Origin of the sequence: Nocardia amamiensis NBRC 102102, assembly GCF_001612745.1 — a bacterium.
GTDB lineage: Bacteria > Actinomycetota > Actinomycetes > Mycobacteriales > Mycobacteriaceae > Nocardia > Nocardia amamiensis.
In genome coordinates this window covers 20,488-39,920 of the sequence record NZ_BDBA01000011.1, presented here as the reverse complement: position 1 = coordinate 39,920, position 19,433 = coordinate 20,488, and the positions used below count along the sequence as shown (strand labels likewise).

The window sequence follows — 19,433 nt, the reverse complement described above, 5'->3', positions numbered from 1 at the left end:
GGTACGCCTATCATTGTTGGGGTGAATATGGTGCACGGATTGACCGGGATGATCCTGCTGGTGCTCTGGCTGGCGGCGCTCGGTGCGACGATTTTCGCGCTGATCCACGCCGTGCGTCAGCGTCCGGACGCGTTCACCGCGGTGGACAAACTGACCAAGCCGATCTGGCTGGCGATTCTCGGGGTGGCCGTGCTCGTGCTTCTCCTCTCGCCCGCGGGGCTCGGCCTGCTGTCGTTCGCGGCGATCATCGCGACCGGCATCTACCTTGCCGACGTGCGGCCGAAGGTGGATGAAGTTCAGCGGGGTCCGCGCTGGTGAGGGAGTAGTCGCGGAGGCTTGCACTGGCAAGCGGCGCTGATCGGGGTTACTGTATCTATCAGTAACACAAAGGAGTGTCCGATGCGTGCCATGCTGCCGACCGCGTTGACGAGCTTCCGAGCCCTGCTCCGGGGCTTGCGCGACGCGCACAGTGCCGAGCTGCGTTCCCGTACCTATAAGACCGCGGCGTTCAACCCCCCGACGACGGCCCCCGAGGTGATCCCGGTGCGCGGCCGGGACGGCGCGCTGTTGCGGGTGCACGCCTACGGCCCGTCCGATCGGCCGGTCATCGTGCTGATTCACGGCTGGACCTGCTGCCTGGAGTACTGGAACCCGCAGATCAACGCCTTCGCCGGCGAGTACCGCGTGGTCGCCTACGACCAGCGCGGCCACGGCGAGAGCGAATACGGCTCCGGCAAGCTGAACATGGACCTGCTGGCCGACGATCTGGCCGCGGTACTCGACGCCGCGCTCGCGCCCGGACAGCGGGCCGTGCTGGTCGGCCACAGCCTCGGCGGCATGACCATGCAGGCCTGGGCGGGCCGCTACCCCGAGCGGGTCGAGAAGCAGGCGCTGGCGGCGCTGCTGGTCAATACGGCGGCGGATCGGCTGATCCTGGAGACCACGCTGGTGCCGCTGTTGAACCGGCCGCTGCGCCTGCTGCAACTGAAAGTGCCGTTGCCGTTCCTGTTCGGCAGGCTCGGCCTCGGGACTCCGATCGTCTTCCCGCCCATCACGCCGGTGCGCTGGTTGTTCGCCCGGCAGATCCTCACCACCACGGCGAAAGGCGACATGCTGGCCTTCAGCATGGCCATCGTGCGCTCGTGTCCGGCGTGGGTGCGCTCCAGGTTCGGTGTCCTGCTCGCCACGATGGACCTCGGGGAGTCGGCGCGCAATCTGGTGGTGCCGACCACGGTGCTCGCGGGCCAATTCGACGACATGACCCCGCCGGTCCACTCCGAGCGGATCGTCGAAATGCTCCGGCAGACCGGCAGCCTGATGCGCTACGGCGTGCTGCCCACCGGCCACCTCGGCAATGTCGAGGCCTATGAACGGTTCAACGAGGAACTCGCGCGCCTGCTCGCCGCGGTGCGCCCGCGCAGGCGCGCCGACCTCGTGGGCTGACTCCTCGGCCGGTACGGCCTGTGGTCAGGAAAAGACGACGGTGCGGCGGCCGTGCACCAGGACGCGTCCTTCCAGATGCCAGCGCAGGCCGCGTGCCAGCACCACCCGCTCGATGTCGCGGCCCTGGCGGACCATGTCGCGCACCTCGTCGGCGTGGTCGATGCGGATGACGTCCTGCTCGATGATCGGGCCCGCGTCCAGCTCCGCGGTCACGTAATGGCAGGTGGCCCCGATCAGCTTCACGCCGCGGGCAAACGCCTGGTGATACGGGCGGGCGCCGACGAACGAGGGCAAGAAGCTGTGGTGGATGTTGATCGCCTTACCTGCCCAGTGCTCGCACAACTCGGCGGGCAGTACCTGCATGAACCGCGCGAGCACCACCGCGTGCGGGTCGTGCGCGTCCACCAGGGCGCGGACCTCCTCGAACGCGGGGCCGCGTTCGGCCGGGTCCTTGGGGAACGGCACGTGGTGGAACTTCACACCGTGCGCCTCGGTCATCGCCGCCAGATCCGGGTGGTTGCCGATCACCGCCTCGATGGTGGCGGGCAGTTCGCCGCTGGCGGCGCGGCCGAGCAAGTCGTGCAGGCAGTGACCGTCCTTGCTGACCAGCAGGACCGCGCGGCGGCGCTCACGGGAATCCAGCAGTTGCCATTCGGTTTCCGGACCGAGGTCGGCCGCCACCGCGGCGAACCGGTCACGCAGTTCTTCGATCGAGAACGGCACGGTCTCGGCCTTGATCGCCTGACGCGTGAAGAACCACCCGGTGTCGAGATCGGAGTGGTAGCCCGCCTCCACGATCGAGCCGCCGAACCCGGCGATGAACGACGTGATCCCCGCGATGATGCCGGGGCGATCCAGGCACCCCAGAGTCAATACATAGCGACGGTCATTGTGAACGGCAGAGCTCATGGCTCCATCCTCCCAGGTGTGCTGCGGGGAATTTGCCGCGGCTTCAGGAATGCCGCAAGCGCGCTCGCCGTCCTATGGTGAAGGGCGATGAAGGCATCGGCGCTATTGCAGCCAATCGAGAGCGGGTGAACATGGCAAGACTGACAGTCCGGGATCTTCCCGATGACGTACGGGAGGCCCTGCGCGTCCGTGCGGCCCAGCACGGCCGTAGTACCGAGGCAGAGGTCCGGGCGATCCTCATCGAGGCCGTCACGCCCGCGGCGGATGTCGAGCTCGGGCCGCTGCTGGCCGAGATCGGTCGTGAGGTCGAACTCACCGTTGACGAGCTCGAAGCGCTCACCGCTCGTGACCGACGGCCGGTCGCGCCCATCGAGTTCGAGTGATCGTTCTCGACAGCAACGTCATTTCCGAACCGCCAGGCAAATCAGAGGTCGTAAAACGGTTCCGCGTAATGGAATTCGCCGGCTATTTGCGAGTCGTAGGCCGACAGTGAGCGGACCTGGAAATGGCTGACCCAGACGGGCTCGTCGGGGGTGATGCCGAGGCGGGCGGCGGGGATGAAGCCGAAGCGGGGGTAGAACTCCAGGCTGCCGAGCAGGCCGACCAGCGGTTCGTCGAGGGCATCGGCGGCACCGAGAGCCGCGTGCATGAGTGCCGAGCCGACGCCTGCTCCTTGATGGTCGGCGAGCACACCGATCGGGCCGAGCGCCAGCACGGGGAACGGGCCGACGGTGGCCCTGGTCAGGCACAGGTGGCCGACCACGCTGTCGTGCTCGATCGCCACCAGCGAGAGCGTCGGGATCCACCCCTCGTCGCTGCGCAGCCGGTCGACGAGGCCCACCTCGGGCGGATCCGCGCCGGCGCGGTCACCGGCGTCGGCGCCGTCGGGATCGATGGCGGTGGCGTAGCGCGGTGCGAATGCGCTGCGATGCACCGCCGCGATCGCAGCGGCGTCGTCGGCGCGTTCGCGACGGATCAGCACGGTCGTCTCCTCCCGAACGAAGTAGGGCCCATCCGCACACGTTAGTCAGTCGACCGTGGCGTCACGCTTTCCGATGCGCCGTCGACTACGAGTGTGCGTGAAGCGCGTCCAGGTGCGCAACGGAATTCGCCCACCGAGCGGGGTCTGGCGTTCGGTGTGCCAGACTCTCACCCCGTGGCAGATTCCGCGTCGCTGACCAGGTCCGAAGTGGCCGCCATGATCGACCATACGCTGCTGGCGCCGGAGGCGACCCCCGCCGAGGTCGCCGCGCTGGTCGAGGACGCGCGCGGGCTGGGCGTGCTCGCGATCTGTGTGTCGCCGTCCATGTTGCCGCTGCGCGCGCCCGGGCTCGTGGTCGCGACGGTCGCCGGATTCCCCTCGGGGAAACATCATTCGCTGGTGAAGGGCGCCGAGGCGCGGCTCGCGGTGGATCAGGGGGCGGCCGAGGTCGACATGGTGATCGACGTCGGCGCGGCGCGTGCCGGGGACTACACGGCGGTGCTCGCCGACATCGTCACGGTGCGCGAGGCAGTCGGGGATCGGGCGCTGCTGAAAGTGATCATCGAATCCGCCGCCCTGCCGGATGAGGCGATCGTGGAGGTGTGCCGGGTCGCCGAGCGCGCCGGAGCCGATTTCGTGAAGACTTCCACCGGATTTCACCCCTCCGGCGGCGCCAGTGCCCACGCGGTGCGGCTGATGGCGGAGACGGTGGGCGGGCGGCTCGGTGTCAAGGCCAGTGGCGGGATCCGCACCGCCGAGGCCGCGGCCGAGATGATCGCCGCGGGGGCGACTCGGCTGGGACTGTCGAAATCCCGTGACGTGCTGGACGGCTTTCCGGCCTGACCGTCAGCCGAAAGCTTTTCGCGGCCGAGGTATTCGGCTCAACCCCGGGGAATACCTTGCGGCACTGGAAATTCAGCAGCGAGCCCCCGAACCGTTGCTCGCGGACTCCAACTGGGTATGTCCACCGGCCAATTTGACGTCGACGCCGGAATCGGTCACCTTCAGCTCGGTCGCCGACATGCCGAGCGGGTAGCTCTGCAGGCTCCGGGTGAAGATATCGACGATGCTCTGCACCAGGTCGGGGGGAACTCCGATGCCGAGCAGCTGCGCCGACATCGTCTCCACCTCGACCGTCCCGTTCTGGATCTGCGGTTTCAGCTGAAGTTCGGCCAGGCCGCCGAGGACGGCCAGGGTGAGCATGCCCGAGCTCTCCGACGAGCTCACGCCGGTGACCAGGCCGCCGAGCGTCTCCTTGATGCCCTCGTTGCTCCAGGTGACGTCGGCGGAGGAACTGCCGATCGTGCTCCCGCTGTGATCGTCGACGTCGACGTCGCGGAAGACGGCGTGGACGACCATCCCGACCGCGGGGCCGAATTTGGTGTCGTCGCTGTTCACCCGCACCGAGGGCACCTTGCCGTCGATCCAGGTGATCAGCATCGGCTTGGGACCGAATCGCACGTCGATCTTCGACCCCATCTCCTTCTCGAATTGCGAGCTGATACAGCTCGCCACCGTGTGCCTGGCATATGCCTCTCCGCCGACCAGGACCGTCGCGAGCAGAATCGCTACCACGGTCAGGGCGATCAGCAGGGGCCGCCGATTGATCGTCGATGTGGACGGCGTGTTCGTACTCATGGTGGCGATTCTTCCCGACCTTTCTGTGCCGTTTCTGTGGAGGCATTGAGGGGTCCGAATGTGACATGCAGCACAAATACCGAGCGTAGCCTGGTTCGCATGGCTGGCGATGCGGCAAGCCGCGCGATCGGATCCGCGGAACAAGGATGGCGTGTTCTGCGCCGTTGGGCCGGTCGGCACGCCGGTTTCTTCACCGCCCGGCAGGCGCTGCGCATCGGATGCGCGGGGCGGGTGCGGGACGGGCTCCGCGACGGTTCGGTGACCAGGGCCGGGCCGGGCGGCCTGCTGCGCTTGGCCGGATGGCCGGAGGGTCCGCTCGACGAATACGCCATGTGGTCGGCCTGGTTCGACGGCGCCGCGGTCGTCTCCCATCACAGCGCGGCCGAGTTGCACGGCCTCGGCACGCTGTGCCCCCGGTTCCTGCACCTGTCGGTGCGGTCGGGCCACCCGCCTGCGCCGCCCCGGTTGGTGGTGCTACGCCGCTCGCTGACCGGCGCCGACGTGGAATCGGCCGGTCCGTTCCTGGTGACCACGCCGGTGCGCACCGTGCTCGACCTGGCCGAGGCCGGTATCGGACAGGCCGCCTTGAACGAGGTGGTCGCCGACGCGGTCGCCATCGACCGCTGTGCGGGCGCGGAGATCACCGAGGCCGGTGCGCGACTGACGCCCCGCGCCGCGGCACGGGTGTATCGCGCGCTCGCCGTCGCCTGACGGGTATCAGCCGACCGGCGCCACGGCCGACCACGGCACCGACAGCACGTTGTCGCGCAGGCGGCGACGGTAGTGGCGGATCGGGAAACCTTCCTCGCGCAGCGACTGCGCGGCAGCGCGCCAGCGGACCCGGGGACCATAGGGAGCCAGCGGCGCCGCGCGGGCCCACGCGCGGTCCGCGGCGGTGAGCAGCGCGTGGATCGGCTCACCCGGGATGTTGCGGTGGATCAACGCCTTCGGCAGCCGTTCCGCGAGATCGGAGGGCCGCTCCACGGAGAACGGATCCCAGGCCAGCGTGAGCGAACGGGGGCCATCCCGGTCGAGCAGGATCCACGCGCAGCGCCTGCCCACTTCGTCGCAGGTGCCGTCGACCAGTAGACCGTCCGTCGCCAGCCCGGACCGGATGGTCGACCACGCCTCGGGGACGGCGGCTTCCGGATACTGCCGCAACACGTTGAACGCCCGCACCAAGACCGGTCGCAGTCCCGCCAGTTCGAATCCGCCGCGGGCGAAGGTCACGCCGTCGCGGCCGGGCACCACGCGCTGCGGATCGATCTCCAGACCCACCACCCGTACGTCGGCGCGCACGATGCGCAGCCGCGCGGCCAGCTCGAACGTCGTCCACGGGCTGGCGCCGTACCCGAGGTCGACCACGAGCGGATCGGCCGCCTCGCGCAGCCGGGCGGCGATGAAGTCGTCGTTGATCAGTCGGCGATCGCTGCGGCGGAGGCGGTTGACGGCGGTGGTGCCACGGGTGATCGTGCCGACCGGTTTGGTCAGCGGGTGGGGTGGTGTTCTTCCAGCCACTGAACCGTGAATTCGGCCTCGCCGCGGAACAGGTCGACCAAGTTCACGAGCATCAGCTGCTCCAGTCGCGGTCCGACCATGGGGATGAAGACCTTCGCTTCCGAGGAGAAGCGCATGGTGCAGCCGGTTTCGGTGGGGAAGAGGCGGATGGTGCCGCCGAGGCTGCCCGGTCCGGCCGGAATCGACGCCGAGTACTTGCCGGTGACCTCGTCCGGCGCGTAGGCGCCGTAGGTCTCCTTGCGGGTGATCACCATGTCCTTGCGCAGCACCGTCTGCGCGATCTCCGGCAGCATCTCGCGGGGCAGGATGTGGTGCAGTTCGATGGTGATGCCGCCGTCGCCCGCCTCCAGCTTGACCACCTCGTTGGCGGGGGTGTATTTCCGCATCTCTTCGACCCGCGCTTCCCAGTAGTCACGGTTCGACAGCGCCGCGTACAGCTCTTTTGTGGTGTGCAGCGGATAGCGGGCGGAGTAGTCCAGTCGGCGTGCCATGGGCTCACAGGTTACTGGGTCCGGTAACAGGTACTTCGGCGGGCGGGTGGTCTGCGGAGGTCACCCAAAGGCGGCATTGGCGGATGTGGCCGGACCCAGTGCCCGCTTTCGGCGCGAATCAGTGCGACGCGATCCACTTCTCGGTGAACTCCGCCTCGTTCTTCAGCAGTTCGGTGAGGTGCTCGTGGATCGCCTTCTCGATCTTGCCGCCGAACAGCGGGATCTTCACCTCGATGGTTCCCTCGACGGCGACGGTGGTGCCGGAGCTCTCGGCGGAGAGCGTGACGGTGCCGCGCACTTGGGCAGGCGCACCGTCGACGCGCGCTTCGAAGGTGGCGGAGTCGCCGCTCCAGTGCTCGACGCGGGGGATGACCAGGTCACCGGGGCGGACGGCGGTGATCGCGGGCGGCAGCTTTTCCGCGGCGATGGCCTGCGCCATCTCGACGCGCACCTCGTCACCGCTGACGGTGACCGACTCCAGGCGGGCGTTCGGGCCGCCGACCTCGGTGATGCGGTCCTTCCAGTACAGCTCGTTCGCGAAGGCCGCGCGCACGGTAGCGGGAGAATGCGAGTAGCGGGCCGTATACGCCAGCGGTGTAGCCATGGGTCCACACGCTACCGTGCGGTGTCTGTGGCGGGCATCCTGTGGTGCAGCGCGAATGCTGCGGTGTAGTACGCACGCTACCGTGTGGCGTGCGAACTTCACGTTTGGTGCTGTCGGATCTTCTCGCCGACACCGGCGCGCGGCTGCGCGAGGACGTGCGGCTGGCGGAGCTGACCACGCTGCGGGTCGGCGGACCCGCCCTGGTCGCCGAGTGCGCGACGACAGAAGCGCTGGTCGCGACGGTGCGCGCGCTGGACGTCGCGGGGGTCCCGGCGCTGTTGCTGGCGGGTGGCTCGAATCTGCTTGTCGGCGATGACGGTTTCGACGGCGTTGTGGTCCGTGTCGCCACCACAGGCGTCGAGATCGGTGCCGACGGCGTGGTCGCGGAAGCCGGAGCAAACTGGGATGACGTGGTGGACGCCACAGTCGCCGCCGGATTCGGCGGGCTGGAATGCCTGTCCGGCATTCCCGGCTCGGCGGGGGCGACGCCGGTGCAGAACGTCGGCGCGTACGGCGCCGAGGTGGCCACCCTGCTGCGCCGAGTGCGTCTGCTGGACCGTGCCAGCGGCGAGATCCGCTGGGTGGCGCCCGACGAGCTCGGTTTCGGCTACCGCACCAGCGTGTTGAAGCACCGCGACGACGCCGTGGTGCTCGCGGTCGATTTCGCGCTGCGCACCGACGGTTCCAGCGTTGCGCTGCGCTACGGCGAGCTGGCCGCCGCGCTGGGCGCCGAGGTGGGGGAGTCCCGGCCCGCGCCGCAGGTCAGGCAGGCGGTGCTGCGGCTGCGCGCGGGCAAGGGCATGGTGCTCGACCCGGCCGACCACGACACCTGGAGCGCGGGATCGTTCTTCACCAACCCGGTGGTCGCCCAAGACCGGGTGGCGCAGGTCCGGGCCGCGATCGCCGCCCATGTGGGCGATGTCACGGTGCCGACTTACCCGGCGGCCGGCGGCGTCAAGTTCTCCGCGGGCTGGCTGATCGAGCGGGCGGGTTTCCGGAAAGGATTCCCCGATGCCGAGGCGCCGGCCCGGCTGTCGACCAAACACACGCTGGCGCTGACCAATCGCGGCAGCGCCAGCGCGGCTGATCTGGTGGCGCTGGCGAGAACGGTGCGCGACGGCGTCGCCGACCGATTCGGGATCCGGTTGGAACCGGAACCGGTCACCGTCGGCGTCACACTGTGATCGTCGGCGTGATCGACTGAAAGCGACGCCACACGCTGCGCCAACGTGTCCGGCCCTGTGCCGCGCGTAGATTCGAGAAAATGAGCGACCGACCGATGATGCCCCGCCGGGTGGCCACGGTATCGGCCGTGCTGGCGGTCGTCGCCCTGGTGGCCGGATGCACGATCGACCGCGGCGCGGCAGGCGGCCGCGACGCCGGCCCGATCGCCAAGGCGACGTTGGCTCCCGCCGACGACGCCGCGAACGTCAACCCGACCGCGCCGGTCTCGGTGACGATCAGCGACGGGACGATCGACCAGATCGCGCTGACCAACGCCGCGGGCAAGCAGGTCCGCGGCGAACTCGCCCCGGACAAGCGCGGTTACGCCATCACCGAGCCGCTCGGCTACGACGCCACCTACAGCTGGTCGGGCACCGCGGTCGGGACCGATGGCAAGCCGATTCCGATCGAGGGTTCGTTCCGCACGCTCGCGCCGAAGAGCACAGTTCCCACGACCATCAATATCGGCGACAACCAGGAGGTCGGCATCGCCGCGCCGATCGTCCTGCAGTTCAAGTCATCCGTCTCGAACAAGGCCGCGGTGGAGAAGGCCCTCACGGTCACCACCGACCCGCCCACCGAGGGCGCGTGGGCCTGGTTTCCGGACGACGGCGGTTCGCGGGTGCACTGGCGTCCGAAGAACTACTGGACGCCCGGCACAACCGTGCACGTCTCGGCGCGGCTCTACGGACTCGACCTGGGTGGCGGCAGTTACGGTTATTCCGATCTGACCTCGGACTTCCGCATCGGCCGCAGCCAGATCGTCGAGGCGAACGCGCCGAGCCACCGCATGCAGGTGGTCCGCGAAGGACAGACCGTGTTCGATTTCGGGGTCAGCTATGGCGAGGGCAATGAGCCACGCAACGTCACCCGGTCCGGCATTCACGTGGTCACCGAGAAGTACGAAGACTTCATGATGTCGAATCCGCCGTACTACACCAATGTCCGCGAACGCTGGGCGGTCCGCATCTCCAACAACGGCGAATTCATCCACGCCAATCCGGAATCGCTCTCGGCACAGGGTTCGGCGAACGTCACCAATGGTTGCATCAATCTCTCGCCCGCCGACGCGCAGGCCTATTTCCCCACCGCGCTCTACGGCGATCCGGTGGAGGTGACCGGAACGTCGATCCCGCTCTCCGCCGCAGACGGCGACCTCTATGACTGGACCATCGACTGGAACACCTGGAAGAGCATGTCGGCGTTGCAGGGTGCACCGTCGGCGGTGGTGTCGGCCACGCCAGTGCCGCCGCAGCCAGCCGGCGGCCGCTGAGCTGTGTTCGATTTGCAGCGCCTGCGGCGCTGCGAACGGGGAATGCTCGGTCTCGCTCCGCTCGAAAAATCGGGGTGGGCCGATGCGTTGCGTCGGCAGCAGACCTGGTGTTGATCGGCCGCGGTTCCAGCTGCGCGTTCGTATGACACGGCGGCAGCCGCAGCATACGGCCCGGTCAGCTGGGGTTCTTGATCCCACCGACCGCGCTCGGCTCCTGCTCTTGCTCGACGTGGCGGTCGGCGGCGTGTTCGGCGCGAACCGCCTCGTGTCGTTCGGCGAGCAGGTCGCGGATCTCGATCAACAGCTCGATCTCGGTGGGCTCGGCAGCCTTGGTGGTGCCGAAGCGGTTCTTGATCGTCTTCATCGGCAGGATCAGCACGAAGTACAGCACTGCCGCAACCATCACGAAATCGATGACGGCTGTGATGATCGGCCCGACGGCGATGAACGTTGCGGGCTTGGATGGCATCAGCTGTACGCCCAGGCCCAGCTCGTTGGTGCTACCGAAGACGGCGAGCAGAGGATTGATCACGCCTTTCGTCACCGAGGTCACCACGGCGGTGAACGCGGTGCCCACGACGACCGCGACCGCGAGGTCGATGACGTTCCCGCGCATCAGGAACTCTTTGAAGCCTTTGAACATGCGCCGAACCACTCCCATCCGATGTCCTGTGTTCGGTCCCTGGGATGCTAACGGCTCAGCTGAGGACGGGCGCCCTAGCCGCGACGGGCGAATCGGCCCGGGTCGGCCTGGTCGCGCGGCTTCACGATGATCTGGTCCAGGTTCACGTGCGGGGGCCGCGATGCCACGAAGCCGATGATCTCCGCGATGTCCTGGGCCACCAGCGGGTCGATGCCCTCGTACACCTTCGCGGCGCGCTCTTCGTCGCCGTCGAAGCGCACCAGGGAGAACTCGGTTTCCACTGCGCCAGGGGCGATCTCGGTCAGCCGCACCGGCTGTCCGAGCAGTTCGCCGCGCAAGGTGCGGTGCAGCACGGCCTGCGCGTGCTTGGCCGAGGTGTAGCCGGAGCCGTTGTCGTAGGCGGTGAACGCGGCCACCGATGTGACGGTGACGATCAATCCGTCGCCGGAATCGATCAGCTTGGGCAGCAGGGCCTTCGTGACGCGCAGCGTGCCGAGTACGTTGGTCTCCCACATCCAGCGCCAGTCGTCCAGGTCGGCTTCGGCGACCGGAGCCAGGCCCTTCGCGCCGCCCGCATTGTTGACCAGCACGTCGACCTGCTCGACCGCGTCGGTGAACGAGCGCACCGACTCCTCGGAGGTGACGTCGAGTTCCAGTGCGGTGCCGCCGATGTCGTCGGCGAGGCGGTGCAGCCGGTCGAGCCTGCGGGCGCCGACGTAGACGTGATAGCCCTGCGCGGCCAGCTCACGGGCGGTGGCTTCCCCGATTCCCGAGCTGGCTCCGGTGACGACGGCGGTGCGAGTACTCATGCCCGTGATCCTAAGTGCGCGTTGTTTGCCAGGGCCGAGCTGTCGCCGGGATCACGGTTAGCCTGAGTGCCGTGCCTATTCGGGATGTGGTGAGCGCGGACGGAACGACCATCGTCTACCGGGTGAGCGGGTCGGACGACGCCCGCCCGCTGGTGCTGCTGCACGGCTGGTCGGCGAATCTGCGCTGCTGGGGCGCGTCCGCGGACGACCTCGCCGCGCACTTCCGTGTGGTCGCCGTCGACCTGCGCGGCCACGGCTACTCCGACGCGCCCGCCGCTGGCTACGACGATCCTAAGAACTGGGCGGCCGACGTCGCGGCGGTGCTGGCCGCCGAGCGCATCGCGTCGGGCGCGGTGTTGCTGGGCTGGTCCTACGGCGGGATCGTGCTGTCGGATTACCTCACCGCCTACGGCGCGCATGCCGTCGCGGGCGTCGTCTACAGCGGCTCGATGGCGAATATCGGCCCGGGTGTGCCGGGCGCGGCGACCGGCAGCCTCATGCGGGAGGCGATTCCGGGCGTCTTCGAGGAGAGCGCGGGCCGCGCGGTGCGGGCCTTCGGTGCGTTCGGCGATGCCAGCACCGGGCCGGGCGCGGACAAGGGGCCGGATGCCCAGCGCCTGTTCGGGGCCGGTCTCGCCACTGCACCCCGGGTGCGCAAAGCGCTGTTCTATCGGACTGTCGACAACACCGAAACGCTACGCGGGCTGGATATTCCGGTGCTCGTCATGCATGGGACCGACGATCGGATCGTTCCGATCGAGAACGGCCGCTACATCGTCGATACCGTTCCGGACGCACGCGCGTCGTTCTGGGACGGCGCCCAGCACGGCTTGTTCATCGAGGATCGCTCCCGGTTCGTCGCCGAGGTGACCGCGTTCGCCGCTGAGCTGTGATCCCTGGCATCTACTGTGTGATCGCTCTCACTTGGTGCGGTCAGGGCGTCTGAGACCGGCACGGCGCCGTGCACTATGGAGAGTGTGAGTCAGCGCCTGGACCTACGGCCGAACCGTATCGCCGTGCTATCGGTGCACACCTCACCACTCGCCCAGCCAGGGACCGGCGACGCGGGCGGTATGAACGTCTATGTCCTGCAAACGGCCGTTGAGCTGGCTCGACGCGGCACCGAGGTGGAGATCTTCACCCGCGCCACCGCCTCGAACGTCCCACCCGTCCAGGAGGCCGCGCCCGGCGTGCTCGTGCGCAACGTGGTGGCCGGACCGTTCGAAGGGCTGGACAAGCACGATCTGCCCACGCAGCTGTGCGCGTTCACGGCGGAGGTACTGCGCCAGGAGGCCAGGCACCTGCCCGGTTACTACGACCTGGTGCACTCGCACTACTGGCTGTCCGGTCAAGTCGGCTGGCTGGCCAGGGACCGGTGGCGGGTGCCGCTGGTGCACACCGCGCACACGCTCGCGGCGGTGAAGAACGCGGCACTGGCCGAGGGCGACTGCCCGGAACCGGCGACCCGCGAGATCGGGGAGAAGCAGGTGATCGCGGAGTCCGATCGGCTGGTCGCGAACACCGCCCAGGAGGCCCGCCAGCTGGTCGAGCTCTACGGCGCCGACGCCGAGCGGATCGATGTGGTGCCCCCCGGCGCGGATCTGACCTGCTATCGCCCAGGCGACCGGGCCGCCGCGCGGGCGGCACTCGGGTTGGCCGCCGACGAGCAGATCGTCGCGTTCGTCGGTCGCATCCAGCCGCTGAAGGCGCCCGACGTGCTGGTGCGTGCCGCGGCCGAGGTGCTGCGAGACGACCCGGAACGCGCACTGCGCGTACTCATCGTCGGGGGACCATCCGGCAGCGGCCTCGAGCGACCCGACGCGCTGATCGAGCTGGCCGCGGAACTGGGCATCGCCGAGCGGGTCAGCTTCCTGCCACCGCAGCCGCCGGACCGGCTGGTGCTGGTCTACCGCGCCGCCGACCTCGTCGCGGTGCCGAGCTACAACGAGTCCTTCGGCTTGGTCGCGATCGAGGCGCAGGCCAGCGGCACCCCGGTGCTCGCAGCCGACGTCGGCGGTCTCGGCACGGCCGTGCGGCACGAGGACTCCGGCCTGCTCGTCCCGGGGCACCGCACCTCGGACTGGGCGGGAGCGCTACGCCTGCTGCTCGACGACCCGGATCGGCTGCACCGGATGAGCGAGCGAGCCGTCGCGCACGCCGCGAACTTCTCCTGGGCACACACCGCGGACGGTCTGCTCGCCAGCTACTCCGCGGCGCTGGCCGGTTTCCGTGCTGATCGCGAGGTGCTCGGCGGTCGTGGCCTCGCACACAGCGTGTTGCGCGACGACGCCGACGACCGCGTCTCCGGCGAGCGCACCAACCTGGCCGGCGAACGGACGGCCGCCCTCCTCGGCGAGAGCAGCCAGGTCAGGTCGCGGGCGCTGTGGCGGCGCCGGATGGGAGCACGCCGGTGAACGAGGTACAGGCGATCGCGCGGCTCATCGACGAGACACTGCGCGAAAGGGAGATCGAGTACACCCGGCCCGGCGAGGAGACCTTCGTCGTCGTTCTGCCCGGCGAGCGCAAGCTCAAGACCACAGTGATGCTCACGCTGGGCAAACACGGGATCCGGATCGAATCGTTCGTCTGCCGCAAGCCGGACGAGAACTTCGAGGGCGTCTACAAGTTCCTGCTGCGCCGCAACCGCAGGCTCTACGCCGTGGCCTACACGCTGGACCGGATCGGCGACATCTACCTGGTCGGCCGGATGGCCGCGCACGCCGTCACCGCCGACGAACTGGATCGGGTGTTCGGCCAGATCCTCGAGGCCGTCGACGCCGATTTCAACGTGCTGCTGGAACTCGGTTTCGCCGAATCCATTCGGCGCGAATGGAAGTGGCGCGTCTCGCGGGGCGAGTCGTTGCAGAATCTGCGCGCCTTCGAGCATCTGGTCGATTCCGCCGACCAGCCCTGAGCACGTCGCTGGCCGGATCCGGCGCGCCGGCCCGTGCTCTGCGCGACAATCTCTGGTGGCTCGGATCGGCGAAGGGGCACGGCGTTGGCGGTACTCGCTCTGGATATCGGCGCGACGAAGTTCGCGGCCGGGGTAGTGCACCCCGGCTATGAGATTCGCGACGTGCGGCGGGTGGATGTGCCGCAGACGGGCGCGTGGGACGCCTGTCGCGGACTGCTGCTCGAGGTGGCGGGTACGGAACCGGTCGTCGCCGTCGGGATCGGTTCCGCCGGGCCGGTAGACGTGCGGACCGGTGTCACCGGGCCGTTGAACATCCCCGAGTGGAAAGCCGGGTTCCGGATCGTCGCCGCCGTACAGGAGCTGTTTTCCTCGGCCACGATTCGATTCGCCATGGACGGCGCCTGCCTGGCGTTGGCCGAGCACCGCGTCGGCGCGCTGCGCGGGGTGCCCGATGCGCTGGCGATGACCGTGTCGTCGGGAATCGGCGGCGGACTGATCGCGGACGGCAAGGTGCTGCTCGGGCGCACCGGCAACGCCGGGCATGTCGGGCACATCGTCGTCCCGGGCTGGGATACGCCGTGCGGCTGCGGCGGGGCCGGGTGCGTCGAAGCCGTCGCCAGCGGTATGTCGTCGGTGCGCTGGGCGCGCGAGCAGGGGTGGCCTGGCGTCACGGGGGCGCAGCTGGCCGAGGACGCGCACGCGGGCGACCAGATCGCCATCGCCGCGCTGCACCGGGCGGGCACCGCGCTCGGCACGGCCATCGCCTCTGCTGCCGCCCTCCTTGACATCGACCGGGTGGTGATCGGCGGCGGCTTCGCGCAATCCGGTGCGCCGCTGTGGGATCCATTGCGTGCTTCGGTTGACGAGCACGCCCGGCTGAACTTCCTGCGCGGACTGCGCGTGGAACTGTCCCGCATCACCCACGGCGCCACGCTGGTGGGGGCGGGTGTGCTCGCCACGGACCAAACGGTCTGATTTCGCGCAACCCCCGCCCTGCCCCTCAGGGCGGTCGCGGGGAACCGATGCGACCTGGCCGAGCGCGCATGGGAGGATGACGGCATGACGTACACCCTCGTGCTGCTGCGCCACGGCGAAAGCGAATGGAACGCCCTGAACCTGTTCACCGGCTGGGTGGACGTGCACCTGACCGACAAGGGCATCGCCGAGGGCAAGCGTGCCGGGGAGCTGATGGCCGAGCACGGCATCCTGCCGGACATCGTCTACACCTCGCTGCTGCGCCGCGCGATCTCCACCGCGAACATCGCGCTGGACGCCGCCGACCGGCACTGGGTTCCGGTGGTCCGCGACTGGCGGCTCAACGAGCGGCACTACGGCGAACTGCAGGGCAAGAACAAGGCGCAGGTCCGGGAGAAGTACGGCGACGAGCAGTTCATGCTGTGGCGGCGCAGCTACGACACCCCGCCGCCGCCGATCGACCCGGCCAACGAGTACAGCCAGGAGGGCGACCCGCGCTACGCGGGCATCGATGTCCCGAAGACCGAGTGCCTGCTCGATGTGGTGAACCGGATGGTCCCGTACTGGGAGTCGACCATCTCCAAGGACCTGCTCTCCGGCAAGACCGTGCTGGTCGCCGCACATGGCAACTCGCTGCGCGCGCTGGTCAAGCACCTCGACCGGATCTCCGACGAGGACATCGCGGGCCTGAACATCCCCACCGGCATCCCGCTGCGCTACGAGCTCGACGAGAACCTGCGCCCGGTGCGTCCGCACGAGTACCTGGACCCGGAAGCTGCCGCCGCCGGCGCTGCCGCCGTCGCGGGCCAGGGCGGTAAGTAGCCTCCGCAACGCGAATCCCGACGCGCTGCCACCGTCCGGTGGCAGCGCGTTGTCTTTCGGCGCTTGGCCGACCGCTCGGGGAAGGAGTGTCGTGCGACACGCCGGATGGGTGGAGGCCAGTCGGTAGTGGCGCGGTCTACCGTTCCTGCGGTGAGGCAGGATTCCGGTGCCTGCTGTGCGCCGCGATCGCCGTGGCCAGCACAAAAGGCTGGGACTGTGGCATCCCATTGGGTTATGTGAACTGTCATTCCGTACAAAGTTGGTGTTACCCGCTGTTCTTACCGACAAGTAGGTCGGTACACTCTCGTCCGTTCGACCAGCCGAGAGGTGGATCACGTCCAATGAAGCACGCGTTGCGGGCCACAGTGGCGGCACTCGCCGTCGCCGTGCTCGCCCCTTTCCTCACCAGTGGCGCCGTCGCCGTGCCGCCGACCGGGCCCGACGGCGGCCTGGCCGGAGCCGCTTGGGCGGCCACCCAGGATGCACCGCAGCAGTACCCGAATATTCACATCCAGTGGGACGTCCCCATCACGATGAGTGACGGCACCGTCCTGAAGGGCAATGTCTACCGGCCCGCCGACGCCTCCGGACGCCCGATCGATACCCCGACCCCGACGGTGGTCAACCTGACGCCCTACACCAAGCTGGTGTCGAACCTGGCCGATCACGCGCAGTCCATTCCCGGCCTGTCCGACGCGCTGATCCAACTGTTCCGGCAGATCGATATGAGCGGCACCCCGCTGTCCGGGGTCACCGACCTGACCAAGGCGTTCGGCGGCGGCGAGCTGCGCAGCTTCACCGTCGACCGCCAGCTGATCAAGAGCGGCTACTCCCAGGTGGTCGTCGACGTGCGCGGGACGGGCTTCTCCCAGGGGACCTGGGACATGCTGCGCGGCCGCGAGCAGCAGGACACCGTCGAGGTGATCGACTGGGCGGCGCGCCAGCCGTGGTCCAACGGGCGCATCGGCATGAACGGCATCTCCTACTCCGGGATCAACCAGGTGCAGGCGGCGGAGAAGCGCCCGCCCGCGCTTCAGGCGATCTTCCCGATCGTGCCGGGCAGCGACCTGGTCAACGACGTGCTCGCGCCCGGCGGCGGCTTCGGTTTCAACTTCATCCCGCTGTGGCTCACCGCAATCAACGGACTCAAGCTGATTCCCGACCTGGCGTCCGTGCTCACCGGGCAGCTCGACACGGTCTGGCTGGCCGACCGCGCCCGGGACCCGTTCACGTTCATGGACGTCCTGCTCAACGTCTACACCACCGCGCGGATGGAGGATCTCGACCCGCGTGCCAAGGAACTGCTCACCGACGGCACCCGGCCGCGTCAGGACTGGATGGGCGATCCGAGCCGGATCCAGACACCGACTTTCGTGACCGGCGGCTGGCACGACCTGTTCACCTACTCGCAAGCCAAGATCTACAACGCGATTCCGCTGCCGCCCGGCCAGAAACAGCTCCTGATGGGCAACACCTACCACATCAATTCGGGCAACGAGTACGGCAAGCCGGGCTTGCCGCCGCGGCTGGACGTGCTGCAACGCGCATGGTTCGACCGGTGGCTCAAGGACATCGACAACGGCATCGAGCAGTACGGTCCGGTCACGTTGCGCCAGCAGGGCGGCGGCTGGATCACCACCGACTCGTTCGCTGCCCCGGCCGACGACGCGGTGCCGGGGCAGGCGGTGCACCGCCGGATGTACTTGTCCGCGGCGCCCAGCGGCACGGCAGGCAGCCTCTACGACGGCTCGCTCACCCCGGAGGCGACCGGCGAGACCGCGCGGCTGACCGTCGGGCCCGGTTTGACCAGCATGTGCTCCAACGACGCCGCGCAGGGCAGCGCGGGCGCACTGTCGGTGATCGACGGCTGCGCGAAGGACTCCAGGATCCAGGAGCTGAACGGGCTGACCTTCACCAGCGCCCCGGTCGCCGAGCCGACCTCGGTCTCCGGCCGGATCGCGGTGCGGCTCAATACTGTGCAGGACGCCCCCGACGGCTACTGGGTGGTCACGGTGAACGATGTGGCGCCGGACGGCCGGTCGAGCGTGCTGTCCTCGGGGCAGCTCATGGCCTCGCTGCGCGCGATCGACGATGCGAACAGCACCAAGTCGGCCAACGGCGATTACACCGACCCGCGGCCGTTCACCTCCCTGGACCAGCGGCAGCTGACGGTCCCCGGCGAGGCGACCACGCTGGACATCGCACTGCCCGCCACCGAGGCGATCCTCCAGCCGGGCCACCGCCTGCGGGTCGACGTCTACGCGGGCAACTTCCCCAAGGGCCTGCCGATCCTGCCGATGCTCATCGACACCGGCCTGCGGCCACAGCATGTGCAGCTGGATCCGGATCGGCCGAGCTTCGTCAACATCCCGCTCCGCGGAAATCCGGGCTGGTAGATCCGGTCGCTGTGCGAGCGTGCACCCGTCGCGCATCTCCACTCCGGGAGATGTGGGCGAGGGGTGCACGCTCCGATCGGCCCCGCCGATCACGCGGCTGCAAGTCAGTCGGTGACAGCGAACGCGGCTTCCAGCGGCGGGAACATCGCGCGCGCATCCTGTCCGGCGAACCAAAGGCCGACGGTGAACACCGACATCGCCTCCAGATACCTGGCGCGGTGCAGCCCACCAGCCGGGATCGCGTGCAGATCGAGGTCTTCGGCAAGGGTCGCGACCAGTCCCACCGCGGTCGCGTCGTCGCCGCAGATCGGCACGGCCAGGCGGCGCCCCTCGAATGTCCGCTCCCGCGACTGCCACACTTCCGCCGCGCACAGGTTGAAGGCCTTCACCACGTGCGCCCCTGGCGCCTGCGCCGCGATCCGTTCGGCCACAGCGTCTTCGGCGAGCACGAAGGCGGTCGATCCCTCCGGTGCCGCCGCGTCCGGGGCGAAGGCATTGGTGCAGTCGACCACCGTCCGGCCGACCAGCAGTTCCCGGGTGGCGTCCAGTACTTCCGTCAACGCGGAGACCGGTAGTGCCAGCACCACGACATCGCCGAACCCAGCGGCCTCGGGGATAGTTCCGGCTTGGGCGCCGAGCGCTGCGGCGACCTCCGCCGCGGCGTCGGCGGACCGGGCGCCGATGAGCACTTCGTGCCCGGCCTTGGTCCAACCGCTGCCAAGGGCCCTTGCCATCGCACCCGCGCCGATGATTCCGATTCGCATCTGGAACTCCTCACTCGAAAAGCGTTCG

General features: G+C 68.9%; 22 protein-coding genes. 13 read left to right on the top strand and 9 right to left on the bottom strand.

The annotated features are described in order from the left end of the window. The first annotated feature begins 27 nt into the window (after positions 1 to 27). Positions 28 to 318 carry a DUF2516 family protein gene (locus NA4_RS03335; RefSeq protein ID WP_067463617.1) on the top strand — a complete coding sequence of 97 codons (291 nt, stop codon included), beginning with the start codon at positions 28 to 30 and terminating at the stop codon, positions 316 to 318. Positions 319 to 399: 81 nt separating this feature from the next. After that, positions 400 to 1,443 carry an alpha/beta fold hydrolase gene (locus NA4_RS03330; RefSeq protein ID WP_084496765.1) on the top strand — a complete coding sequence of 348 codons (1,044 nt, stop codon included), beginning with the start codon at positions 400 to 402 and terminating at the stop codon, positions 1,441 to 1,443. A gap of 24 nt (positions 1,444 to 1,467) precedes the next feature. On the opposite strand, the gene purU is transcribed toward NA4_RS03330, so the two are convergent. Beyond that, on the bottom strand, positions 1,468 to 2,352 hold the full coding sequence (gene purU / locus NA4_RS03325) for a formyltetrahydrofolate deformylase (RefSeq protein ID WP_067463611.1): 885 nt from the start codon (positions 2,350 to 2,352) through the stop codon (positions 1,468 to 1,470). 131 nt (positions 2,353 to 2,483) lie between these two features. Between purU and NA4_RS03320 the strand changes: the two genes are divergently transcribed. Continuing rightward, positions 2,484 to 2,735 (top strand): FitA-like ribbon-helix-helix domain-containing protein, encoded by a 252-nt coding sequence (locus NA4_RS03320; RefSeq protein WP_067463608.1) that lies wholly within the window; start codon positions 2,484 to 2,486, stop codon positions 2,733 to 2,735. Positions 2,736 to 2,776: 41 nt separating this feature from the next. Here NA4_RS03320 and NA4_RS03315 read toward each other — a convergent pair whose 3' ends face one another. Then, positions 2,777 to 3,334: a GNAT family N-acetyltransferase gene (locus NA4_RS03315; RefSeq protein ID WP_067463605.1), complete on the bottom strand. Its 558-nt coding sequence runs from the start codon at positions 3,332 to 3,334 to the stop codon at positions 2,777 to 2,779. A gap of 216 nt (positions 3,335 to 3,550) precedes the next feature. Between NA4_RS03315 and deoC the strand changes: the two genes are divergently transcribed. Then, positions 3,551 to 4,177: a deoxyribose-phosphate aldolase gene (gene deoC / locus NA4_RS03310; protein ID WP_067463649.1), complete on the top strand. Its 627-nt coding sequence runs from the start codon at positions 3,551 to 3,553 to the stop codon at positions 4,175 to 4,177. A 72-nt stretch (positions 4,178 to 4,249) separates the two neighbouring features. Here the strand turns inward: deoC and NA4_RS03305 are convergent, their stop codons facing one another. Beyond that, a complete protein-coding gene (locus tag NA4_RS03305) occupies positions 4,250 to 4,972 on the bottom strand; it encodes an LmeA family phospholipid-binding protein (RefSeq protein WP_067463604.1) in 723 nt (240 codons plus the stop codon). Between the two features lie 99 nt (positions 4,973 to 5,071). On the opposite strand from NA4_RS03305, the gene NA4_RS03300 reads away from it, so the two are divergent. Continuing rightward, complete coding sequence (locus NA4_RS03300) at positions 5,072 to 5,683, top strand: type IV toxin-antitoxin system AbiEi family antitoxin domain-containing protein (RefSeq protein WP_067463601.1); 612 nt, start codon at positions 5,072 to 5,074, stop codon at positions 5,681 to 5,683. Positions 5,684 to 5,689: 6 nt separating this feature from the next. Here NA4_RS03300 and NA4_RS03295 read toward each other — a convergent pair whose 3' ends face one another. The 3 genes from NA4_RS03295 to NA4_RS03285 form a co-directional block, all read right to left on the bottom strand. After that, positions 5,690 to 6,490, bottom strand: coding sequence for a class I SAM-dependent methyltransferase (locus tag NA4_RS03295; protein ID WP_245671071.1), 801 nt, complete (start codon positions 6,488 to 6,490; stop codon positions 5,690 to 5,692). Next, positions 6,460 to 6,981 (bottom strand): DUF2505 domain-containing protein, encoded by a 522-nt coding sequence (locus NA4_RS03290; RefSeq protein WP_067463597.1) that lies wholly within the window; start codon positions 6,979 to 6,981, stop codon positions 6,460 to 6,462. The genes NA4_RS03295 and NA4_RS03290 overlap by 31 nt, the downstream gene beginning before the upstream one ends. Before the next feature lie 118 nt (positions 6,982 to 7,099). Beyond that, complete coding sequence (locus NA4_RS03285; protein WP_067463593.1) at positions 7,100 to 7,585, bottom strand: DUF2505 domain-containing protein; 486 nt, start codon at positions 7,583 to 7,585, stop codon at positions 7,100 to 7,102. A 143-nt stretch (positions 7,586 to 7,728) separates the two neighbouring features. Between NA4_RS03285 and NA4_RS03280 the strand changes: the two genes are divergently transcribed. Next, positions 7,729 to 8,769 carry a UDP-N-acetylmuramate dehydrogenase gene (locus tag NA4_RS03280; RefSeq protein WP_067463643.1) on the top strand — a complete coding sequence of 347 codons (1,041 nt, stop codon included), beginning with the start codon at positions 7,729 to 7,731 and terminating at the stop codon, positions 8,767 to 8,769. 80 nt (positions 8,770 to 8,849) lie between these two features. Continuing rightward, positions 8,850 to 10,082, top strand: a complete 1,233-nt coding sequence (locus NA4_RS03275; protein WP_084496763.1) for a L,D-transpeptidase — start codon at positions 8,850 to 8,852, stop codon at positions 10,080 to 10,082. 175 nt (positions 10,083 to 10,257) lie between these two features. On the opposite strand, the gene mscL is transcribed toward NA4_RS03275, so the two are convergent. Together mscL and NA4_RS03265 are read right to left on the bottom strand one after the other, a co-directional pair. Then, positions 10,258 to 10,725, bottom strand: a complete 468-nt coding sequence (gene mscL, locus NA4_RS03270; protein WP_067463590.1) for a large conductance mechanosensitive channel protein MscL — start codon at positions 10,723 to 10,725, stop codon at positions 10,258 to 10,260. A 74-nt stretch (positions 10,726 to 10,799) separates the two neighbouring features. Next, complete coding sequence (locus NA4_RS03265; protein WP_067463587.1) at positions 10,800 to 11,534, bottom strand: SDR family NAD(P)-dependent oxidoreductase; 735 nt, start codon at positions 11,532 to 11,534, stop codon at positions 10,800 to 10,802. A 71-nt stretch (positions 11,535 to 11,605) separates the two neighbouring features. Between NA4_RS03265 and NA4_RS03260 the strand changes: the two genes are divergently transcribed. The 6 genes from NA4_RS03260 (at position 11,606) to NA4_RS03235 (ending at position 18,641) form a co-directional block, all read left to right on the top strand. Continuing rightward, positions 11,606 to 12,427 carry an alpha/beta fold hydrolase gene (locus NA4_RS03260; protein WP_067463585.1) on the top strand — a complete coding sequence of 274 codons (822 nt, stop codon included), beginning with the start codon at positions 11,606 to 11,608 and terminating at the stop codon, positions 12,425 to 12,427. A gap of 75 nt (positions 12,428 to 12,502) precedes the next feature. Then, positions 12,503 to 13,948: a D-inositol-3-phosphate glycosyltransferase gene (gene mshA, locus NA4_RS03255; RefSeq protein WP_067463582.1), complete on the top strand. Its 1,446-nt coding sequence runs from the start codon at positions 12,503 to 12,505 to the stop codon at positions 13,946 to 13,948. Beyond that, the gene (locus tag NA4_RS03250; RefSeq protein WP_169810968.1) at positions 13,945 to 14,448 is read left to right on the top strand and encodes a type III secretion system chaperone family protein; all 504 of its coding nucleotides are present in this window, start codon (positions 13,945 to 13,947) and stop codon (positions 14,446 to 14,448) included. Before mshA ends, NA4_RS03250 begins: the two co-directional genes overlap by 4 nt. A gap of 84 nt (positions 14,449 to 14,532) precedes the next feature. Beyond that, entirely contained in the window at positions 14,533 to 15,423 is an 891-nt protein-coding gene (locus NA4_RS03245) for an ROK family protein (protein ID WP_067463579.1), read from the top strand. A gap of 84 nt (positions 15,424 to 15,507) precedes the next feature. Next, entirely contained in the window at positions 15,508 to 16,245 is a 738-nt protein-coding gene (locus tag NA4_RS03240) for a phosphoglyceromutase (protein WP_067463576.1), read from the top strand. Between the two features lie 341 nt (positions 16,246 to 16,586). Then, positions 16,587 to 18,641: a CocE/NonD family hydrolase gene (locus NA4_RS03235; protein WP_067463573.1), complete on the top strand. Its 2,055-nt coding sequence runs from the start codon at positions 16,587 to 16,589 to the stop codon at positions 18,639 to 18,641. Positions 18,642 to 18,745: 104 nt separating this feature from the next. Here the strand turns inward: NA4_RS03235 and NA4_RS03230 are convergent, their stop codons facing one another. Beyond that, positions 18,746 to 19,405: an NADPH-dependent F420 reductase gene (locus NA4_RS03230; protein ID WP_067463570.1), complete on the bottom strand. Its 660-nt coding sequence runs from the start codon at positions 19,403 to 19,405 to the stop codon at positions 18,746 to 18,748. Between the last annotated feature and the right edge of the window lie 28 nt (positions 19,406 to 19,433).

Coding starts and splice junctions, on each gene's coding strand:
- NA4_RS03335 (WP_067463617.1), top strand. CDS start 28: ATGGTGCACGGATTGACCGGGATGATCCTGCTGGTGCTCTGGCTGGCG.
- NA4_RS03330 (WP_084496765.1), top strand. CDS start 400: ATGCGTGCCATGCTGCCGACCGCGTTGACGAGCTTCCGAGCCCTGCTC.
- purU (WP_067463611.1), bottom strand. CDS start 2,352: ATGAGCTCTGCCGTTCACAATGACCGTCGCTATGTATTGACTCTGGGG.
- NA4_RS03320 (WP_067463608.1), top strand. CDS start 2,484: ATGGCAAGACTGACAGTCCGGGATCTTCCCGATGACGTACGGGAGGCC.
- deoC (WP_067463649.1), top strand. CDS start 3,551: ATGATCGACCATACGCTGCTGGCGCCGGAGGCGACCCCCGCCGAGGTC.
- NA4_RS03305 (WP_067463604.1), bottom strand. CDS start 4,972: ATGAGTACGAACACGCCGTCCACATCGACGATCAATCGGCGGCCCCTG.
- NA4_RS03300 (WP_067463601.1), top strand. CDS start 5,072: ATGGCTGGCGATGCGGCAAGCCGCGCGATCGGATCCGCGGAACAAGGA.
- NA4_RS03290 (WP_067463597.1), bottom strand. CDS start 6,981: ATGGCACGCCGACTGGACTACTCCGCCCGCTATCCGCTGCACACCACA.
- NA4_RS03285 (WP_067463593.1), bottom strand. CDS start 7,585: ATGGCTACACCGCTGGCGTATACGGCCCGCTACTCGCATTCTCCCGCT.
- NA4_RS03275 (WP_084496763.1), top strand. CDS start 8,850: ATGAGCGACCGACCGATGATGCCCCGCCGGGTGGCCACGGTATCGGCC.
- mscL (WP_067463590.1), bottom strand. CDS start 10,725: ATGTTCAAAGGCTTCAAAGAGTTCCTGATGCGCGGGAACGTCATCGAC.
- NA4_RS03265 (WP_067463587.1), bottom strand. CDS start 11,534: ATGAGTACTCGCACCGCCGTCGTCACCGGAGCCAGCTCGGGAATCGGG.
- mshA (WP_067463582.1), top strand. CDS start 12,503: ATGGAGAGTGTGAGTCAGCGCCTGGACCTACGGCCGAACCGTATCGCC.
- NA4_RS03240 (WP_067463576.1), top strand. CDS start 15,508: ATGACGTACACCCTCGTGCTGCTGCGCCACGGCGAAAGCGAATGGAAC.
- NA4_RS03235 (WP_067463573.1), top strand. CDS start 16,587: ATGAAGCACGCGTTGCGGGCCACAGTGGCGGCACTCGCCGTCGCCGTG.
- NA4_RS03230 (WP_067463570.1), bottom strand. CDS start 19,405: ATGCGAATCGGAATCATCGGCGCGGGTGCGATGGCAAGGGCCCTTGGC.